General features: G+C 59.4%; 12 protein-coding genes and 1 pseudogene. 11 read left to right on the forward strand and 2 right to left on the reverse strand.

The features are described 5' to 3' along the window. The first annotated feature begins 19 nt into the window (after positions 1 to 19). The 10 genes from sufB (at position 20) to SS05631_RS31350 (ending at position 7907) form a co-directional block, all read left to right on the forward strand. Positions 20 to 1489, forward strand: coding sequence for a Fe-S cluster assembly protein SufB (gene sufB / locus SS05631_RS07600; RefSeq protein WP_037422120.1), 1470 nt, complete (start codon positions 20 to 22; stop codon positions 1487 to 1489). 77 nt (positions 1490 to 1566) lie between these two features. Continuing rightward, positions 1567 to 2322: a Fe-S cluster assembly ATPase SufC gene (gene sufC, locus SS05631_RS07605; protein WP_037383491.1), complete on the forward strand. Its 756-nt coding sequence runs from the start codon at positions 1567 to 1569 to the stop codon at positions 2320 to 2322. A 22-nt stretch (positions 2323 to 2344) separates the two neighbouring features. Further along, positions 2345 to 3622, forward strand: a complete 1278-nt coding sequence (gene sufD, locus SS05631_RS07610) for a Fe-S cluster assembly protein SufD (protein ID WP_037422123.1) — start codon at positions 2345 to 2347, stop codon at positions 3620 to 3622. A 12-nt stretch (positions 3623 to 3634) separates the two neighbouring features. Continuing rightward, positions 3635 to 4876 (forward strand): cysteine desulfurase, encoded by a 1242-nt coding sequence (locus tag SS05631_RS07615; RefSeq protein WP_037422126.1) that lies wholly within the window; start codon positions 3635 to 3637, stop codon positions 4874 to 4876. Positions 4877 to 4886: 10 nt separating this feature from the next. After that, positions 4887 to 5267: an SUF system Fe-S cluster assembly protein gene (locus SS05631_RS07620; protein WP_018239791.1), complete on the forward strand. Its 381-nt coding sequence runs from the start codon at positions 4887 to 4889 to the stop codon at positions 5265 to 5267. Positions 5268 to 5422: 155 nt separating this feature from the next. Then, positions 5423 to 5815, forward strand: coding sequence for a Fe-S cluster assembly scaffold SufA (gene sufA, locus SS05631_RS07625; RefSeq protein ID WP_037422130.1), 393 nt, complete (start codon positions 5423 to 5425; stop codon positions 5813 to 5815). 676 nt (positions 5816 to 6491) lie between these two features. Beyond that, positions 6492 to 6698: a CsbD family protein gene (locus SS05631_RS07635; RefSeq protein ID WP_037422133.1), complete on the forward strand. Its 207-nt coding sequence runs from the start codon at positions 6492 to 6494 to the stop codon at positions 6696 to 6698. Between the two features lie 176 nt (positions 6699 to 6874). Then, positions 6875 to 7270: a PRC-barrel domain-containing protein gene (locus SS05631_RS07640; RefSeq protein ID WP_037422136.1), complete on the forward strand. Its 396-nt coding sequence runs from the start codon at positions 6875 to 6877 to the stop codon at positions 7268 to 7270. A gap of 57 nt (positions 7271 to 7327) precedes the next feature. Then, positions 7328 to 7684: a hypothetical protein gene (locus tag SS05631_RS07645; RefSeq protein ID WP_050988306.1), complete on the forward strand. Its 357-nt coding sequence runs from the start codon at positions 7328 to 7330 to the stop codon at positions 7682 to 7684. A gap of 73 nt (positions 7685 to 7757) precedes the next feature. Continuing rightward, the gene (locus SS05631_RS31350) at positions 7758 to 7907 is read left to right on the forward strand and encodes a hypothetical protein (RefSeq protein ID WP_037422139.1); all 150 of its coding nucleotides are present in this window, start codon (positions 7758 to 7760) and stop codon (positions 7905 to 7907) included. 1151 nt (positions 7908 to 9058) lie between these two features. Here the strand turns inward: SS05631_RS31350 and SS05631_RS07665 are convergent. Both SS05631_RS07665 and SS05631_RS31820 read right to left on the reverse strand, forming a co-directional pair. Next, a pseudogene (locus SS05631_RS07665) lies at positions 9059 to 9818 on the reverse strand (AI-2E family transporter); the annotation flags it as partial. A 451-nt stretch (positions 9819 to 10269) separates the two neighbouring features. Next, positions 10270 to 10500 (reverse strand): hypothetical protein, encoded by a 231-nt coding sequence (locus SS05631_RS31820; RefSeq protein ID WP_244412235.1) that lies wholly within the window; start codon positions 10498 to 10500, stop codon positions 10270 to 10272. Between the two features lie 496 nt (positions 10501 to 10996). Here SS05631_RS31820 and SS05631_RS07675 point away from each other — a divergent pair, with 496 nt between their 5' ends. Beyond that, complete coding sequence (locus SS05631_RS07675; RefSeq protein WP_037422142.1) at positions 10997 to 12061, forward strand: PAS domain-containing sensor histidine kinase; 1065 nt, start codon at positions 10997 to 10999, stop codon at positions 12059 to 12061. Positions 12062 to 12340: the final 279 nt, after the last annotated feature.

Below are 12340 nucleotides of genomic sequence, written 5' to 3' on the forward strand. Positions count from 1 at the left end.
GGCGAGATTGGAGAGCGACATGCCTGCCGTGCAGGAGACCATTGATCAGGTCCGCCAGATCGACGTGGACCAATACAAATACGGCTTCGAGACGAAGATAGAGATGGACAAGGCGCCGAAGGGCCTGTCCGAGGATATCATCCGCCTGATCTCCGAGAAAAAGAACGAACCGGAATGGATGCTCGAATGGCGCCTTGAGGCCTATCAGCGTTGGCTCACTATGGACGAGCCGAGCTGGGCGCGTGTCAAGTATCCGAAGATCGACTTCAACGAGATCCACTATTATGCCGCGCCGAAGGGCACGACCGGGCCGAAGTCGCTCGACGAGGTCGATCCGGAGCTGCTGAAGGTCTATGAGAAGCTCGGCATTCCGCTGAAAGAGCAAGAGATCCTCGCCGGCGTCCAGAAGACGAAGATCGCCGTCGATGCGGTGTTCGATTCCGTCTCCGTCGTCACCACCTTCAAGGAAGAGTTGAAGAAGGCCGGCGTGATTTTCATGTCGATCTCGGAGGCGATGCGGGAGCACCCCGATCTCGTGCGGAAGTATCTGGGTACCGTGGTGCCGCAGTCGGACAACTTCTACGCGACCCTGAACTCCGCGGTCTTCACCGATGGTTCCTTCGTCTATGTGCCGAAGGGCGTTCGTTGCCCGATGGAGCTTTCGACCTATTTCCGCATCAACGAGCGAAACACCGGCCAGTTCGAGCGGACGCTGATCATTGCCGACGAGGGCGCCTATGTCTCCTACCTCGAAGGCTGCACGGCGCCGCAGCGCGACGAGAACCAGCTTCACGCCGCAGTCGTCGAACTGATCGCGCTCGATGACGCCGAGATCAAGTATTCGACGGTGCAGAACTGGTATCCGGGCGACAAGCACGGCAAGGGCGGAATCTACAATTTCGTGACCAAGCGCGGCGATTGCCGCGGCAAGAACTCGAAGATCTCCTGGACGCAGGTCGAGACCGGTTCGGCGATCACCTGGAAATATCCGTCCTGCATTCTGCGCGGCGACGGTTCGCGCGGCGAGTTCTACTCGATCGCCGTGTCGAACGGTCACCAGCAGGTGGATTCCGGCACCAAGATGATCCATCTCGGCAAGAACACGTCGAGCCGCATCATCTCCAAGGGCATCGCTGCCGGTGTTTCGGACAACACCTATCGCGGTCAGGTCTCGGCGCATCGCAAGGCGGAGAACGCCCGTAACTTCACGCAGTGCGACTCGCTCTTGATCGGCGACAAGTGCGGCGCCCATACGGTGCCCTATATCGAGGCGAAGAACTCGACCGCACAGTTCGAGCACGAGGCGACGACCTCGAAGATTTCCGAGGATCAGCTGTTCTACTGCCTGCAGCGCGGCATTCCGGAAGAAGCGGCGATCGCACTGATCGTCAACGGCTTCGTCAAGGAAGTGATCCAGGAACTGCCGATGGAATTCGCCGTCGAGGCGCAGAAGCTGATCGGCATCTCGCTGGAAGGCTCGGTGGGCTGAGGCCTAGGACTGACAATTGAACCGGCGCGCTGGACCTGCGCGCGAAAACTATTCGTTTCCCAAGAGGACGATTTGAAATGCTTGAAATCAAGAACCTGCACGCCCGCATCGCCGAAGACGGCACCGAGATCATCCGCGGCCTGGACCTGACCGTGAAGGCCGGCGAGGTCGCTGCCATCATGGGACCGAATGGCTCCGGCAAGTCGACGCTCTCCTACATCCTTTCGGGGCGCGAAGATTACGAAGTCACCGAGGGCGACATTCTCTACAACGGCGAAAGCATCCTCGAACTCGATGCTTCGGAGCGCGCGGCCAAGGGCATCTTTCTTGCCTTCCAGTATCCGGTCGAGATCCCGGGCGTTGCCACCATGCAGTTCCTCAAGGTGGCGATGAACGAGCAGCGCAAGTATCGCGGCGAAGACGAGCTGACCACGCCGGAATTCATGCGCCGCGTCAAGGAAGCCGCCGCCGAGCTGAAGATCGCTCCGGAGATGCTGCGTCGGCCGCTGAATGTCGGCTTCTCGGGCGGTGAAAAGAAGCGTGCGGAAATCCTGCAGATGGCGCTGCTTCAGCCGAAGCTCTGCGTGCTCGACGAGACCGACTCGGGCCTCGACATCGACGCGCTGAAGATCGTCGCCGACGGCGTCAACGCACTGCGTTCGCCGGATCGCGCCGTTGTCGTCATCACCCACTACCAGCGCCTGCTCGACTACATCGTCCCGGATACGGTCCACGTTCTCTACAAGGGGCAGGTCGTCAAGTCGGGCGACAAGACGCTGGCGCATGAGCTCGAAGCCAAGGGCTATGCCGACATCATCGAGGCGGCAGCCTGACGCCTGTTGAAGGAGTGTTCGAATGAATATGCAACAGGCCATCAAAATGACGGCAGCCGAAACGGCGCTCGTTGACGCCTATACCGCCCAGATCGGCGATCTGCCAGGTGACGGAGCGGTGCTGTCGCTGCGCGACACGCTGGTTCACGAGCTGAAGACGGCCGGTCTCCCGACGCGGCGCGTCGAGTCCTGGCATTATACGGACCTGAGGACCCTGCTGCGCGCAGTGCCCTCCGCCGATCCGTCCGCCTTTGCCGATCGGGTCGAGCCGATTGTCGCTGGCGCGACCGTGCTTTCGGTGCGCAATGGCGAGGCCGATCTCAAGAGCCTTCCCGAAGGCGTAACGGCACGCTCCTATACGGAGAGCCTGATCGACGGCTCGGCTGCCGCCGGGCTTGCGGTCCTCGGCTCCGACGACGCCATCGGCCGCATCAATGGCGGCCTGGTCCGCGGCGGTCTGGAGATCGCCGTTGCGGCAGGTGCCGAGCTGGAAACGCCGCTGGAGATCCAGGTCGCGCAAAGCCATGGCCAGGCCCACACCCGTTTCCCGGTGTCTTTCGGCGCCGGATCCAAGGCAACCGTGCTCGAGCGGCATCTGTCGACCAACGGGGATGCGAGCTTCGTCTCCTCGGTGAGCGACGTGACGCTTGGCGAAGGCGCCGACGTCATCTGGATCATCCTGCAGCAGCAGGGCCCGGCCGACACCCATCTCGGACAGATCCGTTTCGACCTCGCGAAGGACGCGAAGCTGCACGTGTTCGTCATCAATGCCGGCGGCAAGCTGGTGCGCCAGGAACTGCACGGTAGGGCGAGCGGCGAGGGATCCGACTTGACCCTGCGCGGCATCAACCTGCTGGGCGGCGAGAGCCACACGGACGTGACCTTCACGCTGAGCCACGACGTACCGCACACGACCTCGAGCGAGATCATCCGCAACGTTGTCTTCGATCGTGCCAAGGGCGTGTTCCAGGGCAAGATCCTGGTCGCCCAGGACGCCCAGAAGACCGACGCGAAGATGTCGTGCAATACCTTGCTCTTGTCGGACGACGCGGACTTCTCGGCGAAGCCCGAGCTCGAAATCTTCGCCGACGACGTTCAGTGCGGTCACGGTGCGACGGTCATCGATATCGATCATACGCAGCTCTTCTACCTGCTCTCTCGCGGTATTCCGGAGAACAAGGCCCGCGCCATGCTCGTCAACGCCTTCGTTGCCGAGATCGTCGAGGAACTGGAAGATGACGAGGCACTGGTCGAGGCACTAGAAGGCGTGATCTCGGCCTGGCTCGAAAAACACGCCTGATTGGACAGGACCATGGAACATACTGTGCCGGTGCCGGCCTATGACGTAGAGGCCGTAAGAAAGGATTTCCCGATCCTTTCGCGGACGGTCTATGGCAAGCCGCTTGTTTATCTCGACAACGGTGCATCGGCGCAGAAGCCGCAACTCGTCATCGACGCGGTTGCCCATGCCTACGCCAATGAATACGCCAACGTACACCGCGGTCTGCATTTCCTCTCGAATGCCGCCACGGACGCCTATGAGGGCGCGCGTGAAAAGGTGCGCCGCTTCCTGAACGCACCGTCCGTCGACAATATCGTCTTCACCAAGTCGTCGACGGAGGCGATCAATACGGTCGCCTATGGCTACGGGATGCCGCATCTCGGCGAGGGCGACGAGATCGTCGTCTCGATCATGGAGCACCACTCCAACATCGTACCATGGCACTTCATCCGTGAGCGGCAGGGGGCCAAGCTCGTCTGGGCGCCGGTCGATGATGATGGCGCATTCCATATAGAGGATTTCGTCAACTGCCTGACCGAGCGGACGAAGCTCATTGCCATCACGCATATGTCGAATGCGCTGGGCACGGTCGTTCCTGTCAAGGAAATCTGCCGTATCGCTCGCGAGCGCGGCATTCCGGTTCTTGTCGATGGCAGCCAGGGCGCGGTGCACATGCCGGTTGACGTGCAGGACATCGACTGCGACTGGTATGTGATGACCGGCCACAAGCTCTACGGCCCGTCCGGTGTCGGCGTGCTTTACGGCAAGGCCGAACGGCTCAAGGAGATGCGGCCCTTCATGGGCGGCGGCGAGATGATCGAGGAAGTGACGGAGGACCGCGTCACCTATAACGATCCGCCGCACCGGTTCGAAGCCGGCACGCCGCCGATCGTCCAGGCGATCGGGCTCGGCTACGCGCTGGACTACATGGAAAAGGTCGGCCGCGAGGCAATCAGGGCGCATGAGGCGGACCTTACCGCCTATGCCCGCGAGCGCCTGTCCTCGGTGAATTCGCTGCGCGTCTTCGGCGATGCGCCGGGCAAGGGCAGCATCTTCGCCTTCGAGATCGCCGGCATTCATGCCCATGACGTCTCGATGGTGATCGACCGGGCCGGCATCGCCGTTAGGGCGGGCACCCATTGTGCGCAGCCGCTCTTGAAACGTTTCGGCGTCACCTCCACATGCCGTGCGTCCTTCGGCCTCTACAATACGCGGGCCGAGGTCGACGCTCTGGCGGAAGCGCTGGAACATGCGCGCAAGTTCTTTGCCTAAGGAGGCAGACATGAGTCTCGGGGAAGCGCAGGAAAAGGTCGATGTCCGCGAAGGCATCGTACATTCGGCCATTCCAGCCGAGGAATTGGCGCGCCTCAGCGACGACATCATCGCCGCGCTGAAGACGGTCTATGACCCGGAAATCCCGGCCGATATCTTCGAACTCGGTCTTATCTACAAGATCGACATCGAGGACGACCGGATGGTGAAGATCGACATGACGCTCACGGCTCCGGGCTGCCCCGTCGCCGGCGAGATGCCGGGCTGGGTCGAGAACGCGGTCGGCGCCGTAGAGGGTGTTTCCGGCGTTGAGGTGACCATGACCTTCGATCCGCCATGGACGCCGGACCGCATGTCGGAAGAGGCGCAGGTGGCGCTCGGCTGGTATTAGAGCGGGATGAGGAGAAGTGTTCGCGGTTTTCCACTCGCATCCCGCTGCATGATTCACGCCCGAACTCCCATATTGATCCGTTAACATACGGGCACTACATTTGATTCTGGAAAGCACCGGGCCTTTAACCCGGTGATGTGAAGGAGATGGAGCCTATGGGCTTTGCCGTAATGAGCCTGACCGATGCCGCCGCCGGCCGCGTCCGGTCGATCGTCGAGAATGCCGGCGGCGACGCCAAGGGCATCCGCGTGAGCATCAAGAAAGGCGGCTGCGCCGGCATGGAATATGCCGTGGACCTCGTCACCGAGGCGAATGCCAGGGATGATCTCATCGAACATCAAGGTGCCAAGGTCTGGGTCGCGCCCGAGGCGGTGCTCTACCTGCTCGGCACGCAAATGGACTTCGAGGTGACCGCCCTGCGCTCCGGCTTCACTTTCAGGAACCCAAACCAGACGTCCGCCTGCGGTTGCGGCGAATCGGTCGAACTGAAGCCGGCGGATCTGGCCGCGCTTGCAGCCGAAGGCAACCCGGTGGTGCGCGCCAACTGACTGCGTACGCGGCCCCAAACAAGAGGACATCGCGTGGAAAGTACGCCCAAGCAACGCTAAGGACGAACAAAGCAGGATTATGCGTATGCTCCAGCCGCTCGGCTGAAGGCGCTCGTTGAAGCGGATGCGGATTGATCAGGCGCGCTCGCGCATTTCGGGTTGCCTGGGCCTACCCAACAGATCCTTCACGTATCAACTTGATGGGAAGTATGGGCGCCCGAAGCCGACCTGAACCGCGGTCTATTCGTTTATGCCGCCGACCCTCATAATTACGCGCCCATGACCGGCAATGTCCTCGGCAATTCGGTGGATCAGCTCGGCGTCGCCACGCTTAACCACTTTGCCTTCGATCACAATGCTGTCGCCCAAAACACGGTACGATAAATTCGTGGTCGACGGCCTCATCCTGGGTGCGCGCGACCGCTTAACAGAGCGCGGGCATGCCGCCGCAAATCGGGCAGATGGGCGCCGATAGCTGGAATCTTACGCGCCCGCGTGGTCATCGAAGAATGTGCCTTCATCCGCATTGAACCATTGAACGGCTGAACGGCTTCGTCGCCAGAAATGTGAGCTGGAGCCAGCCAAGCCGCCGTTCTGACATATAACTGCGACGGCTCGAACTAATTCGACCGTTGTGAGTTTATTGTATTAGGCGCAAACCCCGGAGAAAACGCACATGGATTGGAATCGGGTCGAAGGCAATTGGAAGCAATTCAAAGGTAAGATCAAGGAGCAGTGGGGTAAGCTCACGGACGACGATCTCGACCAAATCGCCGGTAAACGCGACCAGCTCGAAGGCAAAATCCAAGAACGCTATGGTCTTGAGAAGGACCGCGCGAAGAGGGACATTGACGACTGGTACAGCAAACAGGACGACTGGTAGGGGTCCCGCCTGGCATAATCAAAACCCCGCCGTCGGCGGGGTTCTTAGTCGGCTCGGCTTGGCGCTGAGTGGCTCTCACCGCGGCACAGAAAGCTGCCCGATTCACTGAGGTCGTTGGAACTTTCGATTGCTTCGTGTCGTTTCCGGGTTCCTTAACATCGCAAAGGGGTGGGACCATGCGACGTATTCTGATTGCTCTTGCTGCGACTATGACGATTGTTGGAGCGGCTGCCGCACAGACGGCGGAAACCACGACCACCGAAACCTTCGTCACCGCCAAGCCGACCGACGTGCTGAGCTACAATCTCGTCAATCTCAACGTCACAAACAATGCCGACGAAACGATCGGCGAGATCAAGGATCTGATCCTCTCGGAAGGCCAGCTGGCCGGATATATCGTGTCGGTCGGAGGGGTCCTCGGGATGGGCGAGCGCTACGTCATTGTCAGCCCGAAGGCCGTCAAAATCACCTACGTCGAAAACGACAAGAAATGGACGGCTGTGATGAACGCGACCAAGGATCAGCTCAAGGCGGCCCCCGAGTTCAAATACGAAGGCCGCTGGGAACGCTAATCCCGAACGACGGCCGCGCTTGTCGTTCCTTCATTCTCCATTATAAGGACACGTTGAATGGTCGAGACTCTGATGCCTGCCGCTCCGGGCGGCGGCGACACGCAGGAAGCACTAGAAAAGCAGATCGCGACGCTTCGCAATGAAGTGACAGAGATCAACAAGATGCTTGCGAAACGAACTGTCGGCGTTTTGCATGAAGCGCGCGAGCGAGCATCCGATCTTTACGACGATGCGTCGAAAGCGGCGGCGGGCGCAGCGAAGCAAGTAGGCGCGCAGCTCCAAGCGGTATCAGAAGTGGCGCGAGAAAATCCGGGCACCACAGCGACTGTGCTTGGCGGGGTCGGCATTATCAGTTTTCTGCTGGGCGTGGCTGTCGGCCTGACTTTAGCGGATACGCGCCGCCGCTGGTATTGATTCACACTGTTCAAAATTGGGGCCGGATAGTCCCACTTTCTTCCACTTACAAGAAGGCAGGATTGCTCCCCTCATGCAGCAAAACAATACCTTGTACCTGATCATTGGCGGCCTAGTTGTCGCCGTCATAGTCCTGGGTGTCTACCTCTATCGCGAGGAAACGAAGCCGGCCGGCGTTGAACTCCGGCTCGACCGGAATGGCGTCTCGGTCCAGGAAAACTGAGTGCTGAGTCGATCTCCGAGAGCGACCGCGCTCAACAAATGTCCCTGACGCTGGCTCCTTCATCTCCGCCGCTTTACGAAGAGGCATCGGCTAAAGGACCGTTGAGAAGTTGCGAAATCGCGGTGCTCAACTGCGCTATGGCGAACGGCTTCTCAAGCATGATGCTGTTTGGAACCCCCCTCGACGGCCATTCTACCGCCCCGTGTCCACTGATGTAGACGACAGCTACCTCCGGGTCGATCTCCCGGGCAATGCGCGCCACCTCCCAACCGTCGAAGGCCCTGTCCGGAGCCTGATGTCAGTGACCACACCCTCGGCTGCGCCTTCTGCGCTCCTGAGGTACTCCACGTCCTTCGTTCCGCTGGAGCACGCGACGACATTGACGCCTGCCTCGGTCAGCGCTTCTTCAAACTCGAAGAGTAACGGCTCTTCTTCTTCCACAAGCATAATCGTGACCGGTTCCCTGGCCTTCGACCGTTGCAAGCCCATCGCAATGCCGGGAAACGCAGGCGACGGGCAACTGTTCCAACGCAACTGAGTCTCCTTTGGACGTTCAATGGGTGACCGTCACCACGACCGTGTCGCTGTAAGCGGCGACCGGTGGAGTCGCCACCTCGTTTCGTGTCCATGCGTCTATCCGACCCCTTGGCGTCTCTTATCTCGGCGTCGTCACCGGGCCAAGGAGTCGATCGATCACGTGCGTTCGTGAGCTTGGTTGTGTCGAGGATAACGAACTCACGTCAGCGGTATCATGCGTAGCTCAAAATGGAACAAAACGGGGTGCTAAACGTTATGGAACGTTGGAGTACAATCACAAGAAAAGCACCGTGCTAGGTACTCCGAGGAGACGTACATGGATATCACCACACTTCTCATCATACTTCTGATAGTTATTCTGCTAGGCGGCGGCTTTTACGGACGAGGACGCTGGTATTAAACGACGCCCAAGGATACGTTACTTGTCCCATGGAGAAATTTGGGGAGTAATGTTACTGTCAAGCTGCGGGACAAGGGCCACACTCGCGCCCTTGTCCAAAACAGCACTGCAATTAGCCGCCCCATTCCGGGGCCAACGCATTAATTGAGGTCCACTTTATCCTGCGTCTTCGACGCGAGACAAAACTCTCGAAATTTCAAGAGTTCAAGAGATATCAGATTCGCTCAGTGGGATGCCTGCGTTCCTCGACTTCGGCGGTGGTCCACTCCAGGAACAGGCTGTAGGCGACCGCCAACAGCGTTGGCCCCAGAAAAATTCCGATGAATCCAAAGGCGACGACGCCGCCAAGGAAACCGAAGAGGCCGAGCAATACGGGTAGGTTGTTGGTCTTGCCAAGGGCATAGGGTCTGATGACGTTGTCGATGCTGCTGACGAGGAGCAACCCCCATGCTGCGACGAACAGGTCCCACCAAACGGCTCCTTGGATAAAAAGCCATAGCGCCACCGAGCCCCACACAAGCGGGGGGCCTATCGGCACAAACGACAGAGCGAACGTAAGGAATCCAAACAATAGCGCCTGAGGTACACCGGCGATCCAGAACCCAATGCCGGCCAACAGGGCCTGGGCGAGGGCCGAGCCGATTAAGCCGTAAATGACGCCCTTGACGGTCGCGCCCACGACCGTGAGCAGCTCTCGGGCCCGGGGGCCAGCGAATCTTTCGCCGACTGCGCGCACGTAGGCTGCCATCCGCCGGCCGTGAAGAAAGAAGAAAAAGGCGATGAATACGCTCAGCCCAAGTTCTAACAGCCCGGCGCCGAGCACCGCCGCTGGCTACTGCCAAGTTTGTGGCGGGGCCGATCAGCTTCTTGAGCTCAATTATGAACGCGGGCGCATTGTGGGCCAAGCTCTCCCAATAGGCAGCCAGGTTCTCGCCAATGACCGGCAGTCCTGCGACCCAGAGCGGTGGCGCCGGGAGACGGGTGGCCAGTCCTTTTCATTGGACACCTTATTCCGTCTCATCACCGCAGCCGGTCGTCTCACTGACGAAAGCCGGTACCTCTGGGCCCATCTTACGACGAGTCGCGCATCCTTCGATGGGCGGCCCCTGGCCGCCGAGCCCGATGCCAGTATCGCGCTGTCGACATCCCGACACCATCCGCCTGATCCTAATCGGTTGACCTAGGTTCCGTCAAATCGGTTGCGATCAAATCGGTTGCGATCTAGGCGTGAGCTCATAAACCTGCCCCGCGGATGCTTGCGGGGGCCCTGTCCCTGACGCCGACGAATGATTGCAGCGAACGAGGCGATGTGCATTCAGCGGACTGATGCGGCGCTGCATCGCAGTTCCGCTGCAACCTCATCGAATTCTTCGCGGGAGATCCGGAGGTCGCGGTGGGCCTCCTCAGGCCGAGCGGCGTCCGGGCTTAGTGGCCGTGAACTGCAAGGCCCACTTGAGCATCGCAGCCCCACAGCGTCCGCATGAACTTGAGGCCGGGTAGCCTTCCGAGGTTCTTGGTGTGCCATTCCCGCAGATGCGGGTTCTTGGACTCCTGGCCGACGATGGTGTTCCTCACGACGGCGTGGCTGAAGTGATCCACCATCGCCGCGATGGCGAAGACGCCGCCCAGCCGCTCGTACAGACTTTTCTCAGGCATGGTTTGGTTGGCCTCTGCGTTATCCGTCGCCGCCAAAACAGCCGCGGAGGCGGCAGCCAGCGTCAGCCCTGCGACCACGCTTCGTCTTGTTATAGAAGTCGAAACGCCTGTCACATGGTCATCTTCTTGGTAGTGGGAGAATGCTGGGCCGTTCAGAACATACCGTCAATTCAAACTTGACCACTTTGTCCGGCAACGGGCAAATTTAAACTCCACTGGATTTAGATTGGGTCGCTGGGGTAAAATACGAACAGCATCGATCGCGCGTCTAACTTGATCGAATGTCAACAAGATTAGGCGATGTCTGCGGGTTGCGACTCGACATGACAAACTCGCAACCGACGATTTGGCTTTCATCAAGCTCGCATCAATCCGAATTTGGCAACACTGGTCAAGCTAGGTCAAAGACATTTGGCGAACGAATTATAATATACTCTGAAAATAAATCCTTCATTGCGAACAAGTAATCCGCGGCCATGATTGGATCTATTAAGTCATGATCGATTTTCAAAATATTGAAGACGCGCAGACATTGGCGCAAGCAATTGTGAATACCATTCCAGAGCCCTTTATTGTGCTCGACGACCAGCTTCGTGTGCTGGCTGCTAGCCGTTCCTTTTATGAGACGTTCAAGTCCGATCCCGAATATACAAGGGGCCGTCTGCTTTACGCGCTCGGTGACGGCCAATGGGACATTCCCGCCCTGCGCGTACTTCTGGAGACGATCATTCCCAAACAAGCCTCGATGGATGGCTTTGAGGTTGCGCATGATTTTCCCGATCTCGGCCCCCGGATCATGCTGCTCAACGCCCGACAGGTCACTTACGGGAGCCGCTCGACGATCCTCCTGGCATTCACTGATGTCACGGAACGCCGCAAGATTGAGTGGGAAAGGGAGGATCTCCTTAAGCAGACAGAACAGTTGCTCCATCAGAAGGAAATCCTGCTGCAGGAAATGCGGCACCGCGTTGCTAATAGTCTCCAGATCATCGCCAGCATATTGCTGTTGAAAGCGCGGGCGGTCACCTCCGAGGAAGCGCGCCGCGACTTGCGGGATGCCCACCAGCGCGTAATGTCGGTCGCAGAGGTGCAAAGGCACCTGAACGTATCCGGTATCGACCAGATCGAGGTCGCTTCCTACCTGACGAAGCTTTGCGACAGCCTGGCTTCTTCGATGATCGGCGAAAGTCAGCCCCTTGCGATCAAGGTGATAGCGGACGAAGGAAGGATCGGGTCCGACAAGGCTGTCGGCCTGGGCCTGATCGTCACCGAGCTCGTGATCAATGCTATAAAATACGCGTTCCCTGTCGCGAAGCCGGACGCCGTGATCCTTGTTACCTATGAGATCAGGGGCCTGGATTGGCAGCTGATCGTTTCCGACAATGGTGTAGGAAAGCAAGCTGATGGTGCAGTCGAAACAAGTGGCGGGCTCGGGACGGCGATTGTTCAGGCTCTTGCGAAACAGCTCGACGCGCGGGTGGACGTGGTCAGCAATTCCACCGGCACGAGCGTGTCGGTCACGCGAGCGACCTTCACGTCGCTATTGCCGCGCGGGGTGTGAACTTCTTTGAGCCATGGCAACGTTCTGCATGTTGACGGGCTCCGATTACCGCCCGAAACCGATGCCCGAGATGAACGCCATCCACCGGCAGCTCACAGCATTGCGCTCCGAGGTTGTGGACTGAGAAAAGTGTCGGGTCAACCGAGTAGCGAAAGCTCGGAAACGCGCAACGTGAGGCAGTCGCGCCGGAAACGGCTGCTCATCCGCGATCGGCGCGATGCGAATAATGGCTTCCGCCGAGGCTGTGCTTATCGGCATTGTCGCAGCCGTTGCCCTAGC

This window comes from Sinorhizobium sp. CCBAU 05631, from assembly GCF_002288505.1.
Classification (GTDB): domain Bacteria; phylum Pseudomonadota; class Alphaproteobacteria; order Rhizobiales; family Rhizobiaceae; genus Sinorhizobium; species Sinorhizobium fredii_C.

Coding starts and splice junctions, on each gene's coding strand:
- sufD (WP_037422123.1), top strand. CDS start 2,345: ATGAATATGCAACAGGCCATCAAAATGACGGCAGCCGAAACGGCGCTC.
- SS05631_RS07615 (WP_037422126.1), top strand. CDS start 3,635: ATGGAACATACTGTGCCGGTGCCGGCCTATGACGTAGAGGCCGTAAGA.
- SS05631_RS31820 (WP_244412235.1), bottom strand. CDS start 10,500: ATGCCTGAGAAAAGTCTGTACGAGCGGCTGGGCGGCGTCTTCGCCATC.
- SS05631_RS07645 (WP_050988306.1), top strand. CDS start 7,328: ATGGTCGAGACTCTGATGCCTGCCGCTCCGGGCGGCGGCGACACGCAG.
- SS05631_RS07640 (WP_037422136.1), top strand. CDS start 6,875: ATGCGACGTATTCTGATTGCTCTTGCTGCGACTATGACGATTGTTGGA.
- sufB (WP_037422120.1), top strand. CDS start 20: ATGCCTGCCGTGCAGGAGACCATTGATCAGGTCCGCCAGATCGACGTG.
- SS05631_RS07635 (WP_037422133.1), top strand. CDS start 6,492: ATGGATTGGAATCGGGTCGAAGGCAATTGGAAGCAATTCAAAGGTAAG.
- SS05631_RS07675 (WP_037422142.1), top strand. CDS start 10,997: ATGATCGATTTTCAAAATATTGAAGACGCGCAGACATTGGCGCAAGCA.
- sufA (WP_037422130.1), top strand. CDS start 5,423: ATGGGCTTTGCCGTAATGAGCCTGACCGATGCCGCCGCCGGCCGCGTC.
- SS05631_RS31350 (WP_037422139.1), top strand. CDS start 7,758: ATGCAGCAAAACAATACCTTGTACCTGATCATTGGCGGCCTAGTTGTC.
- sufC (WP_037383491.1), top strand. CDS start 1,567: ATGCTTGAAATCAAGAACCTGCACGCCCGCATCGCCGAAGACGGCACC.
- SS05631_RS07620 (WP_018239791.1), top strand. CDS start 4,887: ATGAGTCTCGGGGAAGCGCAGGAAAAGGTCGATGTCCGCGAAGGCATC.